At 70.0% G+C, this 24,072-nt stretch carries 19 protein-coding genes; 4 read left to right on the forward strand and 15 right to left on the reverse strand.

What is annotated here, in order from left to right:
• Positions 1 to 24: 24 nt before the first annotated feature.
• The 6 genes from hutH to NIE79_RS10210 all read right to left on the reverse strand — a co-directional run bounded on the left by hutH (position 25) and on the right by NIE79_RS10210 (position 7,885).
• Entirely contained in the window at positions 25 to 1,563 is a 1,539-nt protein-coding gene (gene hutH, locus NIE79_RS10185) for a histidine ammonia-lyase (protein ID WP_238678308.1), read from the reverse strand.
• A complete protein-coding gene (hutI, locus tag NIE79_RS10190; protein WP_238678309.1) occupies positions 1,560 to 2,747 on the reverse strand; it encodes an imidazolonepropionase in 1,188 nt (395 codons plus the stop codon). Before hutI ends, hutH begins: the two co-directional genes overlap by 4 nt.
• Positions 2,744 to 4,111, reverse strand: coding sequence for a formimidoylglutamate deiminase (locus NIE79_RS10195; RefSeq protein ID WP_238678310.1), 1,368 nt, complete (start codon positions 4,109 to 4,111; stop codon positions 2,744 to 2,746). The genes hutI and NIE79_RS10195 overlap by 4 nt, the downstream gene beginning before the upstream one ends.
• Positions 4,102 to 5,271 carry an allantoate amidohydrolase gene (locus NIE79_RS10200; RefSeq protein WP_238678399.1) on the reverse strand — a complete coding sequence of 390 codons (1,170 nt, stop codon included), beginning with the start codon at positions 5,269 to 5,271 and terminating at the stop codon, positions 4,102 to 4,104. The genes NIE79_RS10195 and NIE79_RS10200 overlap by 10 nt, the downstream gene beginning before the upstream one ends.
• An 86-nt stretch (positions 5,272 to 5,357) precedes the next feature.
• Entirely contained in the window at positions 5,358 to 7,016 is a 1,659-nt protein-coding gene (gene hutU, locus NIE79_RS10205) for a urocanate hydratase (protein ID WP_238678311.1), read from the reverse strand.
• Positions 7,017 to 7,033: 17 nt separating this feature from the next.
• On the reverse strand, positions 7,034 to 7,885 hold the full coding sequence (locus NIE79_RS10210) for a MurR/RpiR family transcriptional regulator (RefSeq protein WP_238678312.1): 852 nt from the start codon (positions 7,883 to 7,885) through the stop codon (positions 7,034 to 7,036).
• A gap of 129 nt (positions 7,886 to 8,014) precedes the next feature.
• Here NIE79_RS10210 and NIE79_RS10215 point away from each other — a divergent pair, with 129 nt between their 5' ends.
• Positions 8,015 to 9,322, forward strand: coding sequence for a hypothetical protein (locus NIE79_RS10215; protein WP_238678313.1), 1,308 nt, complete (start codon positions 8,015 to 8,017; stop codon positions 9,320 to 9,322).
• 52 nt (positions 9,323 to 9,374) lie between these two features.
• On the opposite strand, the gene NIE79_RS10220 is transcribed toward NIE79_RS10215, so the two are convergent.
• Genes NIE79_RS10220 through NIE79_RS10250 form a run of 7 tightly spaced genes read right to left on the reverse strand, consistent with a single transcriptional unit; the run spans position 9,375 to position 18,351 of the window.
• The gene (locus NIE79_RS10220) at positions 9,375 to 10,511 is read right to left on the reverse strand and encodes a glycosyltransferase (RefSeq protein ID WP_238678314.1); all 1,137 of its coding nucleotides are present in this window, start codon (positions 10,509 to 10,511) and stop codon (positions 9,375 to 9,377) included.
• A gap of 10 nt (positions 10,512 to 10,521) precedes the next feature.
• Complete coding sequence (locus tag NIE79_RS10225) at positions 10,522 to 11,880, reverse strand: acyltransferase family protein (protein ID WP_308193166.1); 1,359 nt, start codon at positions 11,878 to 11,880, stop codon at positions 10,522 to 10,524.
• A 7-nt stretch (positions 11,881 to 11,887) separates the two neighbouring features.
• Positions 11,888 to 13,420, reverse strand: coding sequence for a lipid II flippase MurJ (locus NIE79_RS10230; protein WP_238678315.1), 1,533 nt, complete (start codon positions 13,418 to 13,420; stop codon positions 11,888 to 11,890).
• A 1-nt stretch (position 13,421) separates the two neighbouring features.
• Positions 13,422 to 14,609: a glycosyltransferase family 4 protein gene (locus tag NIE79_RS10235; protein WP_238678316.1), complete on the reverse strand. Its 1,188-nt coding sequence runs from the start codon at positions 14,607 to 14,609 to the stop codon at positions 13,422 to 13,424.
• Positions 14,606 to 15,643 carry a glycosyltransferase gene (locus NIE79_RS10240; RefSeq protein WP_238678317.1) on the reverse strand — a complete coding sequence of 346 codons (1,038 nt, stop codon included), beginning with the start codon at positions 15,641 to 15,643 and terminating at the stop codon, positions 14,606 to 14,608. Before NIE79_RS10240 ends, NIE79_RS10235 begins: the two co-directional genes overlap by 4 nt.
• Positions 15,573 to 17,045 carry an O-antigen ligase family protein gene (locus NIE79_RS10245; RefSeq protein ID WP_238678318.1) on the reverse strand — a complete coding sequence of 491 codons (1,473 nt, stop codon included), beginning with the start codon at positions 17,043 to 17,045 and terminating at the stop codon, positions 15,573 to 15,575. The genes NIE79_RS10240 and NIE79_RS10245 overlap by 71 nt, the downstream gene beginning before the upstream one ends.
• Before the next feature lie 40 nt (positions 17,046 to 17,085).
• A complete protein-coding gene (locus NIE79_RS10250; protein WP_238678319.1) occupies positions 17,086 to 18,351 on the reverse strand; it encodes a glycosyltransferase family protein in 1,266 nt (421 codons plus the stop codon).
• A gap of 425 nt (positions 18,352 to 18,776) precedes the next feature.
• Here NIE79_RS10250 and NIE79_RS10255 point away from each other — a divergent pair, with 425 nt between their 5' ends.
• Together NIE79_RS10255 and NIE79_RS10260 are read left to right on the forward strand one after the other, a co-directional pair.
• Positions 18,777 to 20,045, forward strand: coding sequence for a DUF1800 domain-containing protein (locus tag NIE79_RS10255; RefSeq protein WP_238678320.1), 1,269 nt, complete (start codon positions 18,777 to 18,779; stop codon positions 20,043 to 20,045).
• A 19-nt stretch (positions 20,046 to 20,064) separates the two neighbouring features.
• Positions 20,065 to 21,324, forward strand: a complete 1,260-nt coding sequence (locus NIE79_RS10260) for a DUF1501 domain-containing protein (RefSeq protein ID WP_238678321.1) — start codon at positions 20,065 to 20,067, stop codon at positions 21,322 to 21,324.
• Positions 21,325 to 21,333: 9 nt separating this feature from the next.
• Here the strand turns inward: NIE79_RS10260 and NIE79_RS10265 are convergent, their stop codons facing one another.
• Positions 21,334 to 22,638 carry a sugar transferase gene (locus NIE79_RS10265; protein ID WP_372471439.1) on the reverse strand — a complete coding sequence of 435 codons (1,305 nt, stop codon included), beginning with the start codon at positions 22,636 to 22,638 and terminating at the stop codon, positions 21,334 to 21,336.
• Here NIE79_RS10265 and NIE79_RS10270 point away from each other — a divergent pair.
• Complete coding sequence (locus tag NIE79_RS10270) at positions 22,616 to 22,828, forward strand: hypothetical protein (protein ID WP_238678323.1); 213 nt, start codon at positions 22,616 to 22,618, stop codon at positions 22,826 to 22,828. The genes NIE79_RS10265 and NIE79_RS10270 overlap by 23 nt on opposite strands.
• 120 nt (positions 22,829 to 22,948) lie before the next feature.
• Here NIE79_RS10270 and NIE79_RS10275 read toward each other — a convergent pair whose 3' ends face one another.
• The gene (locus NIE79_RS10275) at positions 22,949 to 24,025 is read right to left on the reverse strand and encodes an LCP family protein (protein WP_238678324.1); all 1,077 of its coding nucleotides are present in this window, start codon (positions 24,023 to 24,025) and stop codon (positions 22,949 to 22,951) included.
• Between the last annotated feature and the right edge of the window lie 47 nt (positions 24,026 to 24,072).

Below are 24,072 nucleotides of genomic sequence, written 5' to 3' on the forward strand. Positions count from 1 at the left end.
CGGACGACAGCGACCCGACGGAGATCAGCCCAGCGGGCCGACCTCCCGTTCGATGGCCGCGCGCAACTCCGGCCCGGCGACGACGGCACGGGCCGCCTCCATCACCGGGGCGAGGAACACGTCCGGGCCGGGCTCGCCGGCCGCCGCACCGAGCGCGGCGACGGCCGCCCGGCCGGCCGGCGACGGCTCCAGCGGCGCGCGTAGCTGGAGGCCGCGTACGCCGGCCAGCAGTTCCACCGCGAGCAGGCTGGTCAGGTTGTCCAGCACGGTCCGCAGCTTCTTGGCCGCCGCCCAGCCCATCGAGACGTGGTCCTCCTGCATTCCGCTGGTGGGCAGCGAGTCCACCGAGGCGGGGGCGGCGAGTCGACGGTTCTCGGCGACGATCCCGGCCGCCGTGTACTGGGCGATCATCAGCCCGGAGTTGACTCCGGCGTCGGGGGAGAGGAACGCCGGCAGCTCCCGGGAGCGGGTGACGTCGAGCAGCCGGTCCACCCGCCGCTCGGCGATCGCGCCCACCTCGGCGGCGGCGATGGCGAGGAAGTCCGCGGCGAAGCCGAGCGGCGCGCCGTGGAAGTTACCCGTCGACTCGACCCGGCCGTCCGGCAGCACCACCGGGTTGTCCACCACTGACACCAGCTCCCGGCCCGCGACAGTGCGGACGAAGTCCAGGGTGTCGCGGGCCGCGCCGGCCACCTGCGGGGCGCAGCGCATCGAGTACGCGTCCTGCACGGCGTGCGCCAGGTCGTCGCGGTGCGAGTCCATCACCCGGGAGTCCTGCAACAGGCGGTGGATGTTCGCCGCCGACGCCGCCTGACCGGGGTGTGGCCGGATCGCGTGCAGCTCGGGCAGGAACGGTCGCTCCGAGCCGAGCATCGCCTCGATGGCCAGCGCTGCCGTCACGTCGGCCATGGCGAACAGGTGCGCCGCGTCGTGGATGGCCAGCAGCAGCATGCCGAGCATGCCGTCGGTGCCGTTGATCAGCGCCAGCCCCTCCTTGGCGGCCAGCTCGATCGGCTTGAGCCCGGCGGCGGTCAGCGCGTCGGTCGCGTCCTGCCGCTCACCGGCCGGGCCGAGCACCCAGCCCTCGCCGAGCAGCACCAGCGCGCAGTGCGCCAGCGGCGCCAGGTCACCGGAGGCGCCCAGCGAGCCGTGCTCCGGCACCCAGGGGGTGATGTCGTGGTTGAGCAGGTCGACCAGGGCCTCCGCGACCAGCGGCCGTACCCCGGACCGGCCCAGGGCGAGGGACCGGACCCGCAGCAGCATCATGGCCCGGACCACCTCGCGCGGCATCGGGGCACCCACCCCGGCGGCGTGCGAGCGGATCAGCGCGTGTTGCAGCTCGGCCCGCCGCTCCGGGGCGATGAACGTGTTGGCCAACGCACCGAACCCGGTGGAGACCCCGTAGACGGGACGACCCGACGACTCGATGCCGTCCACGATGGCCCGGCTGGTCGCCATGGCGTCGATGGTGGCCGGGGCGAGGACGACAGTGGCGGTGCCGCGGGCCACCGCGAACACGTCGTCGGCGGTGATCCCGGTGGGCTGGATGGTCACGTGCGTCATTGCGGAACTCCGTTGCGTATTACCTGGCGGATCAGGGGGACACCGGGCCGGTAGGCCAGGTGCAGGTACGACGGCGCGTCGAGGACGACGAGGTCGGCCCGCGCGCCGGGGGTGAGGACACCGACGTCGTCGCGGCGCAGCGCCCGGGCGCCACCGGCGGTGGCGGCCCAGACCGCCTCCGCCGGGGTCATCCGCATCTCGCGGACCGCGAGGGCCACGCAGAACGGCATCGACGAGGTGTACGACGAGCCGGGGTTGCAGTCCGTCGCCAGCGCCACGGTCACACCGGCGTCGAGCAGCCGGCGGGCGTCCGGGTAGGGCGAGCGGGTGGAGAACTCCGCGCCGGGCAGCAGTGTCGCCACAGTGCGGGTGCCCGACCCGTCGCTGTGGGCAGTGTCGGCCAGCGCGGCCACGTCGGCGTCGCTCAGGTGGGTGCAGTGGTCGACGCTGGCCGCGTCCAGTTCCACTCCCAGCTGCACCCCCGGGCCGGGGCCGAGCTGGTTGGCGTGCAGCCGTACGCCCAGCCCGGCGGCCTGACCGCAGGCCAGGATGGCGCGGGCGTGGTCCACGTCGAAGGCGCCCCGCTCACAGAACACGTCGATCCACTTCGCGTACGGGGCGGCGGCGGCCAGCATCGGCCCGCAGACCAAACCCACGTAGTCGTCGGGGCGGTCGGCGTACTCGGCGGGCACCACGTGCGCGCCCAGGAAGGTGGTCTCCGGGCTGGTCTCGGCGGCGATCCGCAGCGAGCGGGCCTCGTCGGCGACGGTCAGGCCGTACCCACTCTTGATCTCCATGGTCGTGGTGCCCTGGCGCAGCGCCTCCCCGCGCAGCCGGCGCACGTTGACCCGCAACTCGTCGTCGGTGGCGGCCCGGGTCGCGCCCACTGTGGTCCGGATGCCGCCGCCGGTGTAGGGCTCACCGGCCATCCGGGCGGCGAACTCGGCGGCCCGATCCCCGGCGAAGACCAGGTGGGCGTGGCTGTCCACAAAACCGGGCAGCACTGCGGCCCCACCGGCGTCGACGTGATGGTCGGCGGCCGGCGCGTACGCGGACGGCCCGACCCAGACCACCCGGCCCTCCTCGACCAGCACTGCGGCGTTGCGACGAATGCCGAGCGGACCCTCGCCGGCACCGTTGGTGACCAGCTCACCGATGTTGCCGACCAGCAGACTGCCGCTCATGCGGGTGTCACCGCCTCGATCGCGGACGACAGTTCGGTCGGCACGTCGACGGTCAGGTGTCGGCCCTCGGCCACCACCACCCGGCCGTCCACCACCACCTGCTCGACGTCCGCCGCGCCGGCGGCGAAGAACGCGCCCACCGGCGGCACCCCCGCGGTGCGGGCGCTGTCCAGGCGTACCGTCACCAGGTCGGCGCGGGCGCCCACGGCGATCCTCCCGGCGTCGGCCCAGCCCAGCGCGGCGTGCCCGGCGACGCTGGCCGCGTTCAGCAGGTCGAGCGGCGCGAAGTGACCGCGCCGGCGGGTGCGCAGCCGCTCGTCCAGCTCCACCGCCCGGGCTTCCTCGAACAGGTCGATGACGGCGTGGCTGTCGCTGCCGAGGCTCAACCGGATGCCCGCGTCGGCCATCCGCCGGGCCGGGCCGATGCCGTCGGCGAGGTCCCGCTCGGTGGTCGGGCAGAGGCACACCCCGGTCCGGCTGTCACCGAGCACTGTCAGGTCCGTGCTGGTGGGGTGGGTGGCGTGGACGGCTGTGGTGTGCGGCCCGAGCACGCCGTGCTCGGCGAGCAGCGCGGTGGGCGTACGCCCGTGCACGGCCCGGCACTCGTCGTTCTCGGCGGGCTGCTCGGAGAGGTGCACGTGCAGCGGGGCCTGCCGCTCCCGGGCCCAGTCGGCGACAGTGCGCAGCTGATCGGCCGGGACAGCCCGCACCGAGTGCACTGCAGCGCCGACCCGGGCGTGCGGGTCCGCCGGTTGGAACGCCGCGGCCCGTTCGGCCCAGCGGCCCGCGTCACCATCGCCGAAGCGGCGCTGCGGCCCGGTGAGGGGCCGACCGTCCACGCTGGAGGTCAGGTAGCAGGCGTCCAGCACCGTGAGTCGGATACCGGCGTGCGCGGCGGCCTCCACCAGCGCGGCACCCATCGCGTTCGGGTCGTCGTACCCGCCGCCGTCCGGCCGGTGGTGCAGGTAGTGGAACTCGCCCACGCAGGTGATCCCGGCGAGCGCCATCTCGGCGTAGACCGCGCGGGCCAGGGCGAGGTAGGTGTCCGGATCCAGCCGGTCCGCGACGGCGTACATCTGGTCCCGCCAGGTCCAGAAGTCACCCCGCCCGCCGTGGGTACGCCCGCGCAGCGCCCGGTGGAAGGCGTGCGAGTGCACATTGGCCAGCCCCGTCAGGGTGAGGCCGGGCAGCGGCACCGCGTCGCCGTACACCTCGACCCCGGCCGGAGGCGTGCTGCCCGGGGTCAGCGGCGCCACCGCCGTGATCCGGCCGTCCTCAACCTCGATCAGCACGTCGGGTGTGGGTTCGGCGTGCTCGGGCAGCCAGGCGTACTCGGCGAGCCAGCGGGTCGGTGTCACCGGCATGTCAGCTCCTCCAGCACCCGTGCCAACGCCCGTACCCCGGCCGCGCAGTCGTCGTCGGTCGCCGCCTCGGCGGGGGAGTGCGAGACGCCGGTCGGGTTGCGTACGAAGAGCATCGCGGTGGGCAGGTACGCGGCGAGCACCCCGGCGTCGTGCCCCGCACCGGTGGGCAGCACCGGCGCGTCGAGCAGTGTGGCCAGCCGCTCGGCCAGCCCGCCGTCGAAGGCGACCACCGGGGTGGCCGACTCCTCGGTGACCGTCACCGTCGTACCGTCGCGGCGGGCCCGCTCGGCGAGCTTGCCGCGGACCGCGTCGACCAGCCCGGTCAGCGTCTCCGGGTCGGCGGCCCGGGCGTCCAGCCAGCCGGTCACCTTCGACGGGATCGCGTTTGTGGCGTTGGGTTCGACGGCGACCCGGCCCACTGTGGCGTGCGCGCCGCGCAGCCGGGCCTCCTTGTTGGCCGCCAGCACCGTGAACGCGTAGGTCAGCATCGGGTCGCGTCGGTCGGTCATCCGTGTCGTACCCGCGTGGTTGCCCTCGCCGACGACGTCGAAGCGCCAACGGCCGTGCGGCCAGATCGCGCTGGCCACAGCGACCGGCGAATCCGTGTCGACGAGCGCGCGGCCCTGTTCGACGTGCAACTCCACGAAGGCACCGAACCGGCCCAGCAACTCCGGGCGGGCGCCCGCCGGCCGCTCACCGAGCGCCTCGGCGAAGCTCACCCCGGCCGCGTCGCGCAGGCCGGCCGCGCGTTCCGCCGACAGCGCCCCGGTGAGCAGCCGCGACCCCAGACACGGTACGCCGAAGCGCGCGCCCTCCTCCTCCACGAAGGCACCCAGCACCAGCGGCCGGCCGGGGGTGACGCCCGCGGCACGCAGCTCGTCCACGGCGAGGAACGCGCTCACGATGCCGAGCGGCCCGTCGTACGCCCCGCCGTGCGGCACCGAGTCGAAGTGGCTGCCGGTGAGCACCGCGTCGGACGCCTCCGGGTCACCCCAGTGGGCGAAGAGGTTGCCGTTGCCGTCCTCGGTGACCGGCATGGCACGGCGCTCGGCCTGCGCCCGGAACCAGGTGCGCAGCTCCCGCTCCGGCTCGGTCAACGCGTACCGCAGGTAGCCGCCGCTGTCGGCGTCCCGCCCGACCGGCGCGATCTCGTCCCACAGCGCCCGGAACCGGGCGGAAAGCTCGTCGGTCGCTGAGTCTCCGTTGTTCGCGACTGCGGGGCTCCGCTGCGCTGCACTCCTCGCGCTCACGCGGGGTCGCCCTCGGTCATGGGGACCCGGACGCCGGTGCGGTCGGCGACCTCGCGGGCGCTCTCGTAGCCGGCGTCGACGTGCCGGATGACGCCCATCGCCGGGTCGTTGGTGAGCACCCGCTCGATCTTCTGACCGGCGAGGGCGGTGCCGTCGGCCACGCACACCTGCCCGGCGTGGATCGACCGGCCGATCCCCACCCCGCCGCCGTGGTGAATGGACACCCAGGAAGCCCCACTGGCCGTGTTGACCAGGGCGTTGAGCAGCGGCCAGTCGGCGATGGCGTCGGAGCCGTCGGCCATCCCCTCGGTCTCCCGGTACGGGCTCGCGACGCTGCCGGTGTCCAGGTGGTCGCGGCCGATCACCACCGGGGCGGAGAGTTCGCCGGAGGCGACCATGTCGTTGAACCGCACGCCCGCCCTGTCCCGCTCGCCCTGACCGAGCCAGCAGATCCGGGCCGGCAGGCCCTGGAAGGCGACCCGCTCACCGGCCAGCTTGATCCAACGGGCCAGCGACTCGTTCTCCGGGAACAGGTCGAGGATGGCCCGGTCGGTGGCCGCGATGTCGGCCGGGTCGCCGGAGAGCGCCGCCCACCGGAACGGACCCCTGCCCTCACAGAACAACGGCCGGATGTACGCGGGCACGAAGCCCGGGAAGTCGAAGGCGCGCTGGTAGCCGCCGAGCTGCGCCTCACCCCGGATCGAGTTGCCGTAGTCGAACACCTCGGCGCCGGCGTCGAGGAAGCCGACCATCGCCTCGACGTGCGTCGCCATCGACGCGCGGGCCCGGTCGGTGAACTCGGCCGGCTTCGCGGCGGCGTAGTCCCGGGCCTCGGCCAACTCCACCCCCACCGGCAGGTACGCCAGTGGGTCGTGCGCGCTGGTCTGGTCGGTCACGATGTCGATCTCGACGCCCCGGGTCAGCAACTCCGGGAAGACCTCGGCGGCGTTGCCGACCACGCCCACGCTCAGCGCCCGGCGCTCCCGCTTCGCCGCGCGGACCCGAGCGATCGCGTCGTCGAGGGAGTCGGCGACCTCATCCAGGTAGCGGTCGTGCACCCGACGGTCGAGCCGGGTGCGGTCCACGTCGACGATCAGGCAGACGCCGCCGTTCATGGTGACCGCGAGTGGCTGCGCGCCGCCCATCCCGCCGCAGCCCGCGGTCAACGTCAGCGTGCCGGCGAGGGTGCTCTCGAACCTCTTGGCGGCCACCGCCGCGAACGTCTCGTAGGTGCCCTGGAGGATGCCCTGGGTGCCGATGTAGATCCAGGAGCCGGCCGTCATCTGCCCGTACATGGTCAGGCCGAGCTGCTCCAGTCGGCGGAACTCCGGCCAGGTCGCCCAGTCGCCGACCAGGTTCGAGTTGGCCAGCAGCACCCGGGGCGCCCACTCGTGGGTGCGCATCACACCGACCGGGCGGCCCGACTGCACCAGCATCGTCTCGTCCTCGCGCAGGTCGGTCAGCGTGCGGACCAACGCGTGGTACGACGGCCAGTCCCGCGCCGCCTTGCCGGTGCCGCCGTAGACCACCAGGTCGTCGGGGCGTTCGGCCACCTCGGGGTCGAGGTTGTTCATCAACATCCGCAGGGCGCCCTCCTGCTGCCACCCGCGGGTGGTGAGCTGGCTGCCCCGTGCGGCACGAATGGGCTGGGTCATCTCTGGTTCTCCTCCGGTCAACCGAGGAACAACTGTCGGCGGGCCGCGGAGGCTTCGAACGCCTCCAGTCGGCGCTGGGTGTCGGCCGGGGTGGCGTCGCAGATCGCCTGCAACAGCACCATGGCCAGGGTCATCGGTGCGGTGTGCAGGTCGAAGACGAGCTGCGCGCCGACCGCCGCGGCGAGCACCACGTCGGCGTGCTCGGTGGCCGGGCTGACCGGCGAGTCGGTGATCGCCACCACTGTCAATCCGGCGTGGCGGGCGTCGCGCAGCGCGTCCAGGGTCTCCCGGGGGTAGCGGGGCAGCACGAAGGCCAGTACGGCGGACGCGCCGGCCTCGGCGGCCTGCTCCAGGCGGTCGGTGAGCAGGCTGCCGCCGTCGTCGAGGACCCGCACGTCCGGGTGCACCTTCGCCGCGAAGTAGGCGAAGTACGCGGCCAGCGGCGCGGCGGCGCGCAGGCCGAGCACCGGCAGTGGGCGGCTCTCGGCGAGCAGCCGCCCGGTCTCGGCGATCCGGTCCCGGTCGGCGAGCTGACCGGCCAGTCGGTCCAGGTTGCCCATCTCGGCGCGTACCGCCTGCTGGAGTTCGTTGCCGGCGTCCGTCGATCCACCCGGCGTGGTGGCGGTGAGGTCGCGCAGCCGGCGGCGCAGCGCCGGATAGCCGTCGTGGCCGAGCGCGACGGCGAACCGGGTGACCGACGGCTGACTGACTCCGGCCAGCTCGGCGACCTCGGCGGCGGACAGGTAGGCGACGGCGGGGGCGTGCTGCACGAGGCAGTGCGCGATCCGACGCTGGGTGGGGGTGAGTCGCACCCCTTGGAACAGGTCGAGCACCCGGTCAGCGGGTGCCTCGACAGCTCCTTCATTCATGAGCCGACTCTATGCATGAGAATTTTCACTGGCAAGCGGCACCGGCCGCCACTGGTCGCCCCGGGCGGGGCGGGCCGGGTTGGCCGACGGTCGGTACTATCCGCACGGCGGTTCAACGGAGGAGTGCGCATGCAGCCGGAAGGCCCCTACAGGTACACCCACGCGCTCGGCGGGTCACCAGTGGGGAAAGCATGGGCCGCGATCGACGAGCAGGGCCGATTCGTCACCGTCGCGGTGCTCGACGCCCCAGTGGCCGCCACACCCGGCTGGCGTGAGGCGTTCGCCGGGGCTGCCGACCTGCTGGCCCAGTCGGCCGATCCGATGCCCTACACGTACGCCGACTTCTCGGCCGCCGCGCCCTGGGTGGCATACCCCGCCGAGGCGGGCCCCGGCGCCGAGAAACTGTTCCGGGCCCTCGGCGTCGAGTACACCCCCGCCCCGCCGGCGATCCCGCCGACGTCCGCCCCGCCGCTGGTCTCCGCCCCGCCTTCTGTCTCCGCACCACCCTCGGTGTCCGCCCCGCCCGTGTCCGCCCCGCCGCAGCCGATCTCCGGTGGGCCGCAGGTGCCTTGGGCCGTGCAGACCGGCCCGATCCCCGGCCAGTTGGTCTCTGCGGTCCCGCACCCCATCTCCGGCGTGCCCACCTCGCCGACCCCGGTGACCTCGTCCCCGCCGGCCGCACACGTCTCCCCGGTGAGCGGGCCGAGTGCCGATGCGTTCGCCGCACCGGTGCGCCGGATCACCCCGTCCACGCCGCCACCCCGGCGCACCGGGCTCTGGATCGGGATCGCCGCCCTGGTCCTGGTGGTGCTGGCAGGTGGCGGCGGCCTGGCGATCTGGAAGGGCTCGGGCGACAAGCCTGCGGACGTGGCCAACAGCGCAACCCCGGAGACACCCTCGATGCCCGCCGCGCCGCCACAGTCACCGGGCATCGAGCCGCCGCAGAGCGGCAAGTGGCCGGCACAGTGGCCGACGTTCACCGAGCGGGACAACGTGCGGACGCTGACCAACCTCGAAGGGCTGGGCTTCCCGGTCAAGGTTCCGATGGACTGGTCCTGCAGCCTGGCGGGTAAGGCTGAGGGGTTCGTCAAGTACAACTGCGGCCGGTCGGCGTCGGGGGAGTCGACGATGGGCGGTGAGCTGATCGTCCGAGCCTGCCCGCAGCCGTGTGACGAGCGCCGCCAGACCGCCATGCGGATGGCCGAGGAGGCGTGGGGCACGCGGTGGACTCGCAGCGGCCAGGCCACCACCTACGGCGAGGCGCTCATCAACACCGATGGCGAGCAGCGGCACGGCCTGGCCGTCGTCGCCTACTACCGGGGCGGCCCGGACGGCGTCATCGACCAGCAGTTCGTGCTGCGGCTGACCGGTCCGATGCAGGAAGCCAATCAACTGCGTCGGATCGCCACCTACCTGCGCGCCGTCCTCGTCTACTGACCCAGGCGCGGATGTGCGTGCGGTCGACACGCACGTCCGCGGCCATTGGCGTTCAGCGTCCGGCGTCGGCGATCCAGGCCGTCATCCGAGCCGCGAACTGCTGCTCCGAGAACCCGTGAGCGTGTGACCGGATGCGGTCCTGCGACAGCTCGGCCAGCCGGTGGATCAGCGGCACGAAGCTGGCCGGATCTTGGGAGTCAATGAGGAAACCGGTCTCCCCGTCGACGACGGTCTCCAGCAGGCCACCGCGGCGCAGACCCACCACCGGGGTCCCGCAGGCCTGGGCTTCGACCGGGATGATGCCGAAATCCTCGTGGACCGGGAAGAGCAGAGCCCGTGCGCCCCAGTAGAGCTGGCGCAGTCGCTCCTTCGAAGGCCGCACCTCGAACGTCACCGGAACGCTGACCCGCTCGGCTACCCGTCGCAGCGCGGTTTCCTCCGGTCCGGAGCCGGCGATCACCACTGGCAGTCCGGCCGCCTCGGCGATCTGAATGATCAAGTCAAAGTTCTTGTACGGGATCCACCGTCCAAACCCGAGCAGGTACTCCCGCGGCTGATGCTGGTCCGCCGCGGGCGCGGCCGCGAAGTAGTCGACGTCCACCGGGGGGTTGATGACGACCGCGTCCCGCTTCCAGTAACGGGCGATGCGGGCCCGGACCTCCTCCGAGTTCGCGGCGTAAGCGTTCACGTGCCGGCTGAGCCGGACGTCAGCGCTCTGCAGCACGCGTCGTGGCACGGTCAGCATCGGGTTGGAGCCCCGCCCGTCGAAGTTCGGACTCCAGATGTACCGCGCGGGGGAGTGCACGTAGCTGAGGTACCGGGTCTCTTCCGACGACCCGAGCCGTACCGTGTGGGCGAAGGCGTGGCTCGACGAGATCACCAAGTCGAACCGCTCCTGGCTGAGGGTCCGCCACACCAGGGGCATCAACGGCAGCGCCCCGGCCTTCGTCTTGCGCAGCGGAGTCCGCGCCATCCACGACTCCCGCAGGTTCGGCTCGACGGCGTCGTGGTCCTTCCAGAGCACGAAGCGCTCCGCCTCCGGCAGCAGGCTGCTGATCTGCCGGAAGACGTTCTCCGAGCCGCCGGTTGCCCCGAACCACTCGTGGACGAGTGCGACTCGGGCGCTCCTCAGGGCGTCGAGGGGTCGTGGCGCGCCGGCCTGGGGGATGGCGGAAAGGTTATCTACCACTGGTTGCTCCTCATGCCACGGGACTTCCGGCGTCCGTCCGAACCGAGCCGCCGTATTGATCACTGTTCGCCGTTCGGCGCTCGCTGGGGCTGTCGCTGTTCGTCGACTGACTGGACTCGATGCTGCCGAGCGGGTCGCGAGTCAGCGGGCTCCCAGGGGACCGACCGGGCCCGCCGCGGTCCGCATCATGCTCGTGGTCTGATCCCGACCGGATCTGCGCGAAGCTTTCTTGCAGCTTGCGGCGAAGCAACCGGGCGCCGGGCCGCTCCACGAAGCGGTGGGCGAGGTAGGCGAGTAGCAGTACGCCGGCCAGCAGTGCGGTCAGTAGCGCCCAGGGCGGCACCGAGTCATGCAGGCGGCTCACCGCGACACGGCTGATCTGGAGGTGCAGCAGGTACAGCGGGTAGGTGAGCGCGCCGATGACGGTGAGCCCATGCCAACGCACACCGGAGAGGAACCCGAGCGCGACCAGCGTCATGACCGCGAAGAAGACCAGCAGCACCGGTAGCGCCACCTCGAAGGAGACGACCGGCTTCGGCCGGTTCGCGTTGTGCTCGGCTACCCGCCTGTTCAATTCGATGATCGCCAGAATCGCCGAGACGCCGAGTATGCCGGTCAGGAGGAGGTTCGGCCCGAAACGGTGGCAGAGATAGAGGGCGATGCCGGCGATGAAGTACGGCGCGAATTTCGGCTCGACGATCGACACCAGCAGCGGCGAGTCCGAGGACTGGGCGAACAGCGCGGCGATCGTCCAGAACACGCAGAAGAGGACGACTCGCCGGTAGGTGAGGCCGAACCACACCACGATCGCGAAGAGTAGGTAGAACTTCAGCTCGACGAAGAGAGTCCAGTAGACCGAGTCGATGTGCGGAATGCCGACGAATGACTGCAGCATCGTCAAGTTCATCAGGACGTGCGATGGCTGCGGCCGACCGCTCGCGAGCGGCCAGAGTATGAGAACCGCCGAGGTGAACAGCACCGCGAGCAGGTAGGCGGGCACGAGCCGGGTGACCCGTGACGTGAAGAAGTCGGCTACCGATCTGCCCCAGCAGCTCATGCAGATGACGAATCCGCTGATCACGAAGAAGAACTCGACGCCCATCCAGCCGTAGCGGGAGACTCTCACGATCGTGTCGCCGAACAGCACACCCGCGTCGGTGCCCCAGGCACCCCGGTTGTCCACGAAGACGTGGTAGCAGAGGACCGCGAGGGCAGCGCAGAAGCGCAACAGATCCAGGATGTAGAGGCGGTCGCCGCGAGGGCGGCGCGACGATCCAGAGGTCGTTTCCCGGGGGGCCGCTGCGGGCGGCGGGGCCGGACGATCTGGCGTGCCGTCCATCCCGGTCACCAGACCGGTGGGCACAGTCATGGGTTCCTCACTTGATCGCCACCAGGTCGTCTTGCGGAGTCTCGTCAGCACCCCGACCGAGCTTCTTCAGGACGAACGACAGGAACGTACGCCGAAGCTGAGGCACGGCAGCCACGTAACCGAGCCAGATCAGCAGGATGGCCACGCAGGACGCGATGAGCCGCAGCACTCCGGGGCCGGCCAGAAGGTACCCGGCGGCGGCGGCGGCAGCCGCGCCCGGCAGGACAACGGCGAGCAAACGCATGCTGAAGCCCAGTACCGACAGCAACCGAGCCGAGATGAGGAACATCAACAGGCCGCTGAGCGAGGAGGCCGCGCCGATCGTGAAAGCCCCCCAGTGCTTGTACAGCAGCAGGTTGACGGCGATGGGAATACCGAAGGAGACCGCCATCACGATTGCGACCTTGAAGTTGGCTCCTCGGGCGTTCAGCACCTTGACGAAGGTGTAACCGAGCACGTGCGCCCAGATCCCGAGCGCGAAGCCCAGCAGCAGCACCGACGAGACGTCCACCGCGCGGCTGTCGAATTCGCCCCGGGCGTACAGGAGGGTGACGATTCCCCGGCTGTTCAGGGAGAGGACCAGGGCGAGAGGGATCGCCACCAGGATCACCGGCGGGATCAGGCGGCGGAGTCCACCGCTCACCTCATGTGCCTTCATGCGGGCGAACGAAGCTAGGCCGGCCAGGCCCAACGGGGCGGCGAGCAGGGCCATGACCGAGTCGACCACGAAACGCGCGTACTCCGTGGCCGCCACCACCTCCACACCAAGCAGCGAGCCGACGGCCCGCTCGACACCGATCGACCCCTGAAGGATCACGGGAATGAGCAGCAGCGGGCGCAGCCGTCGCCAGAACATCCGAAGCGCCAGCTTCGTCGCGTCCTGGTCCGGGCGGCGGGGACCCGACTCGTCCCCCTCGCGCAGGTAGCCACGGCGTCGCAGCCAGTAGGCGCCCACGCACCACAGCACGATGTACGGAAGGGTGAAACCCCAGGCCAGCACGGACACCTGCCCGGTCATCCAGGCGATCACAGTGGCGAGGATCAGCCCGATGCTCTGGCACGAAGGGCGTAGGTTGATCAGTCGGACATCGTCGTTCGCAAGGCCGACCAGTGTGTACAGGTTGTACAGGACGTAGAACGGCACGCCCAGCGCGGCGATGCCGAGCATGGTCGCGGCGATGTCCGCCGTGTGTGGATCGAGCCCGGGCCCGAGAAGCCCCACCCACAGGTCCCGACCGAAGATGAGCGCCACGGCCAGGACCACTGAGAAGGCAGCCAACAGCAGGTGCACCGCGCGGTAGAGCACCTGCGCCATCGCGGGTCGCTCCTGGCGGTACTGCACGTACAGCGGCAGGAACCCCGCGGAGAGCGCGTCGGCGGTGAAGAAGTTGATGGGAATCAACGTCGCCGTCAGTGCGATGCGGTTGGCCGCCACCACCCGCCCCGCCCCGAAGAGCGCGGCCAGCAGGACCTCGCGGAGCAGTCCGAGGATCTTGCCGGCGATACCGCCGAGAACCAGACGGAAGAAGACCTTGCCCATGTCAGGCCCGGTGCTGTGTGATCAGATGGGCGAAGTCAGCCAGGTAGTCCCGCGCGCAATGATCGAGAAGGAAGGTGGGCGGCAGCAGATTGGTGCGCGGGCCCCGATCCGCTGTCACCTTCTGCACCACGTCGGCGAGCGCATCGGAGTCCGGAGTGTCGACCTCGTGCAGCACTCGGCTCAGTGCCTCCGATCGGATCGACCCGGCGGTGACGACGCATGGCAGGCCGGATGCCAACGCCTCCAGAACTGCCATCGGAAGCCCTTCGAGGCGTGCCGTGGTGAGCAGTGACACGTCGCAGGCGGAGTAGTAGTCACGCACGGCGTCGGCCTCGACCCGGCCGGTGAACCGGACCATCTCCTCCAGCTGCAGTTTGCGGACCAGACCCCGTAGCCGCGCCTCGTCCGGGCCGTCGCCGACGACCACGAAACGGAACCGGCTGCCAAGGCCGCGGTCGCGCAGGACCGCTGCGGCCTGCAGGGCCCGATCGACACGCTTCTGCACGTGCAGGCGGCCGACACAGCCGACCACCACCGTCTGCTCGTCGATGCCCAGCTCGCGCCGGATCCGGTCCCGGGCTGCGGCGTCGAACGCGTGGTCCTCGGCTCGGACGCCGTTGGGGATCAGGCGGACCTTGTCCGGCGTTGCCGCCCAGTTCTGGGGTGCGGCGGTCAGCGACTCGACGACGTTCTCACCGACCGCGACGAGGCGGTCGAAGTCCCGGTAGCGGGCCAGGTCGCGCACCAGTGAGAAGGCATTCTTGGGCGTGCCGGCCAGGGAGCGCGCGGTGGGCGCCCGCAGCTTCGACCCGAGCTCCATGGCGGACGTGCCGTGCACCTGGAGCACGAACGGCGTCGCGGGGTGCTGGGCCCGCTCCCGGACCACCGAGTAGGAGCCGGCGCTCACCGAGAAGACCACACTCGGTGCGGTGCTGGTCGCGAGCCAGTGCGCCCGGGCCTCCTCCCACCAGGCGTGGGAGTAACGGCCAGGTCGGGTGCCCGCCAACGGCGTCACCTCGACACCATCCTCGGTGAACGTGCCGGTCCGGCCCGGGATCGCCGTGGTGACGATCCGCACCCTCGGTACGTGCAGTGCCCACTCGGCGGCCAGCCGCCAGGCGAGCGTCTCCATCCCGCCGGTGTGGTGATGCGGCGTCGACCGGGAATGGATGAGAATGGACTCGATCACAGTAGGTCCCTATACAACGACTCAAGTTTGGCGGTCTGCCGGCTCAGGTTGAACTGGTCTTCGACTGTCTGCCGGCCGGCCTTGCCGAACCGGTCACAGAGGTTCTGATCGCGCAGTAGTTCGATCAGCCGGTCCGCGAGCGCGGCGACGTCGCGTTCGGGCACCAGGAAACCGTTCGCCCCGTCCGTCACCGCTTCCGGAATGCCACCGTGATGGGTGCCGACCACCGGCTTACCGGAGGCGGCGGCCTCCAGAAGCACCATCCCCAGCCCTTCCTGGTCGCCGTCCTGGGCGGTCACGCTCGGCAGGCACAGCAACGTCGACTGGCTCAGCCAGCGCAGGGTGTCACTGTGCTTCTGCGCGCCCAGGAAACGCACCCCCGCCTCGACACCGAGCTCCCGGGCGAGTGACGTGAGTGAGTCACGCAGCGGGCCTTCGCCGATGAGCACCAGCTCGCTGCCGGGGATCGCCTTGCGGACCTCGGCGAATGCTCGCAGCAGGTACTGCGTCCCCTTCTTCTCGACCAGCCGGGCGACGTGCAGGATCCGGGGTACGTCGACGGGCTCGGCGGGCTGGATGGCCTCCACGTCCACCCCGATGGGGAGGACGAGGCATCGCTCGGCAGGGTAACCCCACTGCACGGCGCGTCGTCGGATGTGTTCGGACACGCAGATGAACACGGCGCCTTCGGCGAAGAGAGAGTGCCGCCAGGTGACGTAGTTCAACCACGACGGCTTCTTCGAGGCCAGCATCTTCGCCCGGCTGACCGTCACGTCGAAGCCGTGCAGGGTCGTGACCAGCGGGACTTTCAGCGCTTTGGCGGTGGGGACCGCGTACACGCCCTCGACGCCGAAGTGGGCGTGCAACAGCGCGGTGTCACGCTTCGCGAGGGCACTCGCCAGTGCGTCCGAGCGGCGGGTCAACGTGTACGACAGAACCGCGGGCCTGCCGAACTCGGCGACACTAACTGATTCGGTCCCCGGCCTGGTCGGTACCGGATCGCGGCCCACGAACAGCGGCCGGAAGCTGCGCATCGCCAGTGCCTGGTTCGGAATGAACGTCTCCGACGGCAGGAACTGCTGATGTCGCAGGATCCCGACGGTGGGCAGTTGCATTGTCGTTCGACTCCTCGCGGTCACCAACGATGAGGTAGGCGACCAGCAGCGAAAGAATAGGAATGAGGTGGATGTCGCCGAAGATCTCGGTGTTGTCGCCCAGACCGTGGATCACCGTCCACGCGATCGCGGCGGTGGTCCAGAGCGCGAAGGTCCGATAGTGGCCCTCGCCGGTCAGCACGGCGCGCACGGCGAGCCGCACGGTGAGCACGAAGAACACGGCGCTCAGCACCAGCCCGGCCAGCCCCGTCGCGGCCCACGCCGCCAGGAGGACGTTGTGCGGCGGGAAGCTGCGATAGATGTCGTGCTCGCGGGCGTACGCCCCGAAGCCGGCGTCCCAGCCGCCGTAACCGAGGCCGAGGAGCGGATCCCGCAGGAACGCCTCGGCGCCGAAGCCCCAGATGGCCGTCCGGTCGCCGAAGGACTTGGCCAACGCCTGAGTGAAGCTGAGGTCGGCGGCGACCAGTACGGCCACGACGACGCCGAGCAGAGCCACGCCGGCGAGCCCGAGCGTCAGTTGGCGGTGTGCTCGCCTCAGCCTGCGGCGGTGGCTGCCGTGCCCGAGAGCGCCCGACTCGGCCGCCCGTCGTGCCCGGATGAGCCGCCGGGCGGCGAATACGGACGCGGGCAGGACGACGGCCAGGACCGTCGCCGACTTGGAGCCGGTGACCGGCACCGTAGCGAGGGCGACGAAGCCCACCACGCGCGTCCAACGGCTCCCGGTGACGGCGGCGACGGCGAACGCGGCAACCGCGTTCACGCCGAGGAACAGCCCGGCGACGTTCGCGTTGACGAACACCCCGCCGGACTTCGCCTCGTCGAAGACGTTGTTCGGGCTGCCCGTGAAGAGGGCGGCGACAGTGTTCTGCCCGCTGACGATTCCGGCGATCGACCGCAGGAACGCGTCCTCCACGTCGGGCAGGATCCGGAAGACGAGTACGAGCGCCGCCTCGGCCACGATCCAGGGCCAGTACCAGCGTTCAATCCGGCGTAGCAGAGCTGGGTCCTGGCGGAGGGCCTGGAGCATCAGCGTCAGCGTGACGACGAACTGACCAAGCAGGGCGATCAGTGGCAGGCCGGCCCGCGGGTCCGGCGACCAGGCCAGCGCGAGCAGGCGTACCACGAGCAGGGTGATCAGGACACGGAACAGGCCGAGGCGGAGCAGTTCGACACCCGAGCCGCGCCGAGCCGCCAACAGCACCCCCGGCACCAGCAGAATGGTGACCACTGTCGACGCCGCGACGTCGGTGCTGCCCTCGGGCAACAGGTAGAACTGCGGCACGGCGAGGAAGAGCACGAGGCAGACCGCGGCCCATGGCATCGATCCGATCGCGATCGCCCAGGCTGCGGCCGGACGGACCCTAGCCACGAGGCCTTCCAGCGTCGCCCGCTGGCTGCGTCACCGCCTCGTCGGCACGCCGAGGCATCCGGTCCGCGATCTCGCGCAGGAGACCGCCTCGGGAACTCCAGCCGAAGTCGCTGGCGTACCGGATGCGGTCCGCGAGGACGTCGTCCGAAACGGGCTGGATCCGGGCCAGCACCTCGTCAACGAAGGCAGCGGCAGAGGTCGCGGCCGTGATGTGTTCGGTCGCCTGTGCCGCCTGTACGACATCCGGGATGGGCGTGCTGATCACGCTCAAACCGGAAGAGAGGTATTCATAGCATTTGAGCGGGCTGACACCCGCCGTGTAGTCGTTCAGCGAGTACGGGATCAAGCCCACGCTGCATGTGCCCGCCGCAGCGGCCAACTGGTCGAGGGGGAGCATTCCGAGGTATCGGGCACCGAGCCGTTCGAGCTCAGCCAGCTCGCGGTCGAACCCGCCGCCACCGGCCGCGATCGGGCCGGCGAGGAGAAGCTCGCCGTGTCCCTGTAGTGCGGTTGCCAGCGTGCGCAGCAACTCGAAGTCCAGCTTGTGCGGCGTGAGGTTCCCCGCGAACAACGCGGCGGGACGCCGTTGGGAGGCCGGCTGGCTGGCGGCGGAGAATACGTCGATCTCGGCGACGTTCGGCAGAGTGAGGACCTCGGTGAACCCGACGTCGTTCAGGTGGGCGGTGACGGCCCCACTGGTGCCGATGGTCAGGTCGACCCGGTTCGCGAGCTTCTGCTCGCCAGCGGAGACGGCTGAGCCGTCGATGCCGGGGAACGCCTGGAAGATGTCGACGCAGTGGTAGAGGGTGTAGTCCGCGTACTGCTCAAGGCCGTACGTGACGGGCGTGAAGGTCCAGAGGATCCGCGGGCTCGGGCTGCGCCGCCACTCGGCCACGGCCCGTTCCAACAGCAGCCGGTTGGGCAGTCGCGTCGGCGCCTGGTGAATCGGCACGATGAGCGGCGAGATGACGTTGACCCGGTCCGGAATCGGGCGGTAGGTCGCCGTCTTCTCGTGGCCGACAACCGAGTGCCGCAGTCGCTTGGCGATGCGGGTGACGTCCTTCGCGTCGAGCCGCACCCGCCGCAGACCGAGGGACTCCACGAAGTGGATGTCGAAGTCACGGGCCAGTTCCCGTACGACGTAGTGCTGATTCGTGGCGATCGGAGAGTTCCACTCGGCGGTGCCCAGGACCAGGATCGTCGGTGCTGCCGACCCGGCTCCGGAGTGGGGTTCCGGGGGCGAAGGTGGTGTCGTCACGTGTCTCTTCCGGATTCGTCCGGCCACTAGATTGCGCTGCGGCCGCAGGTCTGCAGACCGCGCGGCAGCGGTGATGCGTGCACGACAGGACGCACCCCGATACCTCCCGATCCCCGTTCGGGTTGGCGCGCTTTGCCAGCCCAACGGGGCTTTGCCGGGCGCACCGTTAGACGGGCAGCAGGAAGGGCTACCCGTCAAGCCCGGGTTAATAGACCTCAACGCTGACCCTTCTGTCAATGGCGGCCTTGCGCCCGACCAGGCGGCTGCTGTTGCGGAGAACCGAAGCCATCGCTGTATGGGGGGATTTGTAAGGTTATGAGAGACCGCGTAACGCGGACGAAATGACTCTTCGGTCAGTCCGTGTCGACCGGGGGAACGGGTTCGGCCGTCTGCGGGGAACACCGGTGCTCCCTTACTGTGGACGTATGACCGACGACATCGTCCTCCTGCTTCGGCGGGCCGGCTTCGGTCCTACCGCGGCGGAGGTAGGTGCGGCGCGTCGACTCGGTTACGCATCGACATTGTCCGGTGTGGTCGCGCCAACCGGACCGGACGTCGGCGCTACCAGCGCACCGACGCCCAAGTTGGGCGCTGATCCGTTCACGCTGATGCCACGGGCCACCGACGCCCAGCGAGCCGAGGGCGATCGGCGTCGCACGGAGCAGACCATCTCTCTGGCACGGTGGTGGCTTGACCGGATGACAGTGGCCGATCACCAGGCGGTCGAGAAGCTGCTCTTCTTCTGGCACGGCCACTGGGCGACCTCGGTGGCGAAGGTGCGCAGCCCTCAGCTCATGCTCGGGCAGCTGCGCACGTTCCGGGAAGCGCGCGACTTCGCCGACCTGGCGCACCGGATGGTGCACGACCGGGCGCTGGTCTACTGGCTCGACGGGCAGCACAACAAGAAGGCAGCGCCGAACGAGAACCTCGCCCGGGAGCTGTTCGAGCTGTTCATGCTCGGTGTCGGGCACTACACCGAACGGGACGTCAAGGAGGCCGGTCGCGCGTTGGCGGGTTGGCGGGTCATCCTCGACCGTGAGTCGCTGATCTCCGATCCCCAGCACCGCGACACCGGCCGCAAGACGATCCTCGGCACAACCGCGAACTTCGAGGCCAACAGTCTCGTAGACCTCCTGCTCCAGCAGCCGACCTGCAGACGGTTCATTGCGTCCCGCCTGTGGTTCCGTTACGGCTCCAGCACGCAGCCGATCCCGGAACGCACGCGGGAGGCGATGGCGGCGGCGTTCCCAGCGCCACTGGAGATGCTCAGGGTGCTCTTCAGCGATGAGGCGTTCCAGGAGACCCGTGGCACGATGGTCCAGCAGCCGGTCGAGTGGCTCGTTGGCGCCATGCGTCACCTGGGGATCCGTCCGGTGTCCATGCCCGAGCAGGTGTTCACACGGGTCTACTGGGCAATGGAGGCGCTGGGCCAGCGTCCGTTCGCTCCACCCAGTGTCGGCGGCTGGCCGGCGGGGGCCGCCTGGCTCACCTCGGCCGCTGCCCAGGTTCGGCTGACGATCGCCGGCATGCTCGTCGACCTGGTTCGGCCGGGCCCGATCACCCCGGAGGCCGTCGCGCACCTGCTCTGCATTGACCGATGGAGCAACCGGACGTACAGCGTGTTGCGGGACGCCCGCGACGACCGACTGAAGCTGATGCTCGGGCTGGTCAGCCCGGAGTATCTGGTGAGCTGACCAGAGTGGGTGTGTGGACATGGACGCGTTGACCCGGCGGCGGTTTCTCATCTCGTCTGGGGTTGTCGGCGGCGGCGCACTGGCGGCCGGCGCGGGCGTGCTGGGCTTTCACGAGTTGCTCAGGACTGCCGAGAAGGCAAAGGCCGGTGACGTCGAGGATGGCCTGCCCACGCTCGTCCTGGTCACCCTCTACGGCGGTAACGACGGACTCAACACAGTAATCCCATACACCGAACCGGCTTACCACAGTGCGCGGCCAGAGCTGGCGTACGCGCCAGAGCGGGTGCTGCGACTCGACGAGAAGCTGGGCCTCAACCCGATGTTGCGGGGGATGAAGCGGCTGTGGGACGCAAAGCAGGCGGCCATCGTGCTTGGTGTCGGCTACCCGAAGCCGGACCGGAGCCACTTCAAGTCGATGGACATCTGGCAGACCGCGTCACCGGGCACCCCCGCCCCTACCGGTTGGGTGGGGCGGTGGCTCGACGGGACGAAGGCCGCCACCGAGGCAGCAGTGAGTTTCGAGCCGGCCCTGCCGCCGATGTTGGTGGGCAAGTCCCGTATCGGTGCCTGTGTGAGTTACCGGGGGCTCACCCTGCCGCCGGGCGTCTCGATCGATGCGGTTTCGGCGCTCGGGCGAGCTGAGCCCGGTGAGTCGGAGATGCAGGCGCGAGCCGCCACCTCGTACGCGGACCTCATTACGATGAGCCGGGTGGTGCGGCCCGCGAGCACCGGCCCCGAGGTGCAGGGTCACACAGTTGGGGACATGGTTCCGGCAACCGGCACGGGTGGCGACAACGCCCTCTCCGCCCAGTTGGCGCTCGTCGCACGGTGCGTGGAGTCCCAGGTTCCCACCCGGGTCTACTCGGCGAGTCTCGGAGGTTTCGACACTCACGCTGGGGAGCGGGTGTGGCAGGAGGCGCTGCTGCGGCAGCTGGACGATGCGCTGAGCGCCTTCGTGGACCGGATGGGTCGCACCGAGGCCGGCCGCCGGGTCACCGTCGTGGTTTACAGCGAGTTCGGCCGGCGGGTCCGGGCGAACGCCTCCGACGGCACCGACCATGGCACGGCCGGCCCGGTGTTCGTGCTCGGCCACTCCGTGGCCGGTGGGTTCTACGGCGAGCAGCCGAGCCTGACCAACCTGGACGACGGTGACCTCAAGGCGACGACGGACTTTCGGGACGTCTTCGGCACCGCCGTCGCTCACGTTTTGGCTGGGGACCCGGATCGCTACCTTGGTGGCTACCGGGCCCGCCTGCTGCCACTGCTCACCTCACGCTGACGTCGGTCGTCAGCGGCCGCCGCCCCGAAAGACCTCGGCGACCGTGCGGAGCACGACCTTCACGTCCAGCCACAGCGACCAGTTCTCGATGTAGTAGTTGTCGAACCGCGCCCGGTCGGAGATGGGCGTGTCACCGCGCAGACCACTGACCTGAGCGAGTCCGGTCAACCCGACCGGGACGCGGTGCCGCATCGCGTAGTTCGGGTATTCGGCCGAGAACTTCTCCACGAAGTACGGCCGCTCCGGTCGCGGCCCGACCACGCTCATGTCGCCGCGCAGAATGTTCCACAGCTGGGGGAGCTCGTCCAGGGACGTGCGGCGCATGAACCGACCGATCGGGCCGACCCGTCGGTCGTTCGCGATCGACCAGTTCGTCTGCGACTCGGTCTCGTCGACGGGGCGCATCGACCGGAACTTGACGACGTTGAACGGCTTACCGAACCGGCCGATCCGCTCCTGGTAGAAAAAGATCCCCCGGCCACCGTCGATGAACGTCGCGAGCGCGCACAACAGCAGCACCGGGCTCAGCAGGAACAGGGCCAGCCCGGCGAACACCACGTCGGAAGCCCGCTTGATCGCCCATCGCGGACCGGAGAGCGAGATGTCGCTGACCTTCACGATCGGGATCGCTCCGATGTGGTCGGGGTATCCCCCCTGCGAGCGGGAACCCCACAGGCGCGGCACCTCCCACAGGTCGCAGCGCGAGCTGCCGGGCAGCAGGAGAGTGTCCATCAGCTCCGACTCCGGACAGTCCGGGTCGGCGATGACCAGCACCTCACACTTCAGCACCCGGACCAGCTTCTCCAGCTCGTTGAGGCTGCCGAGGAGCGGGAGCACGGACGGATCCTGCTGTGCCACCACGTCGACGCAGCCCACGAAACGCAGGCCGTACTGCGGGTAACGTCGCAGCAACCGGGCCAGCTCCAAGGCGATCGGACCGCTGCCGATGATGATGGCGTTGTGCTCCACCCAACGACGCTTGCGCACCAGGATGGTGAGTGCCCGACTGAGCGCCCGGCCAACGATCACCAGGCCGGCCGAGATGGCGACGCCACGCATGAAACCGCCGACGTACTCAACCGAGGAGTGACGTTCCGCAGCGATGATGGCTACCACCGCGGCGGACGCCAGCAGGCGCCCGACGATGCTCGGCAGCTCGTCGAGGATGCTCACGTGCCGGCGGGCCTGGTAGAGCCCGCCGGCCGCGAAGATCGCCATGGTGAGCCCGGCGTTGACCAGGGTGCCACGCCAGTAGTCCTGCGAGATCACCAGCGGGAAGAGCAGCGCGACCATGTCGATCGGCACCGTCATCATCCAGGCGCGCAGCAAACGCGTCCGGGACGAAGTCCGAGACCCCGCGTACGGCAGGACCGCAGTGGTCTCCAAACCGGGCCTCGGCGCCGGTACGGTCTTGGGAACCTTCGCCGGCTCGACTGTGCGCTCCACCGGATTCGGCTCGCCGGACCATTGCGCCGGTGCGCCTGATCGGCTTGTTGTTGAATGACCTGACATGGTCAACCTTTCCCCCGTTAGCCCTTCGACCAGGTACATCGAGCCGAAGGGCGAAGGAAGGATACGACCAGGTCAGGCCCGCCGGTATAGACGAAAGGTGAATTTCCGCTAGCTACTTCACTGCGGACGCGATCTCCCCTACCGAGTCACGACGGACCGCGTCGAAGACACGCTCGGCCTTTGGCTTGTCAACGAGGACGACGCTTTCGCTGCCCATCCGACCGGTGCCCGTCGTGGGGCAGGTGAAGAAGCCGAGCTGACCGCTCTGCATGTGCCGTAGCTGCATTGCCAGGTCCACCAGGGACATCGACTGGTCGACCGCTACAGCGTCAGCGGTGGCCCGGATGAACGAGTTCAACTTGGTGGGGCTGGCCAGCGTGCCACCGGAAACGGCCTTGTCCAGGATCGCCTTGATGACCTGCTGCTGGTGCTTGATCCGGGTGAAGTCGCCTTCGGCGAACGCGTACCGCTCGCGGGCGTAGTCCAGTGCGGTGGGCCCGTCCATGGTCTGCCGACCCGCGACGAACTCCCGCCGGCCATCCGGGTTCAACGAGTGCTTCGAGGTGAAGCCCTTGTCCACGGTGATGTCGATGCCACCCAGCGCGTCCACGATTTCCTTGAAGCCCGCGAAGTCCACCATCGCCACGTGGTCGATGCGGACGCCGGTGAACTTCTCCAGGGTCTGCACCATGAGCGGAACGCCACCCCACGCGAACGCGGCGTTGATTTTCGCGTCCCGGCCGCCGCGCCCCTGCGGCGACTCCGGCACGCTGACCCAGCTGTCTCGGGGAATCGAGATGAGCTGCGCGCTCTGCCGGTCCTTCGGGAGGTGAGCCAGGATGATGGTGTCGGTCCGGGAGCCGGAGCTGTTCTCCGGGTCACGCGAGTCGCTGCCGAGGATCATGATGTTCATGGCACCGTCAGCGACGACCTGGGGCCGCGACTCCTCCGGCACGCCGTCGAACGCGTCGACACGTTCGATCCCGGAATTGATCGACCGGAAGTAGAGCCCGCCTGCGATCAGACCGACACCGCCGAGCAACGCCACCACCAGAAAGCTGATGAGTGCGACCTTCTGCCAACGAGGGCGGCGACGCCGCGATCGGGGCTGCTCCTCAGTCGGCTCAGGCGGCGACTGCGCTTCAATGAACTGGGTCTGGGGTTCCACGTACTCCTGGCGATACTGCATGCCGCGATGCTACTGATTGCGGGTTACGCTCACGTACCCCTGCCTGG

The sequence above is a fragment of the Micromonospora trifolii genome (genome assembly GCF_022229005.1).
GTDB classification, from domain to species: Bacteria; Actinomycetota; Actinomycetes; order Mycobacteriales; family Micromonosporaceae; genus Micromonospora; species Micromonospora trifolii.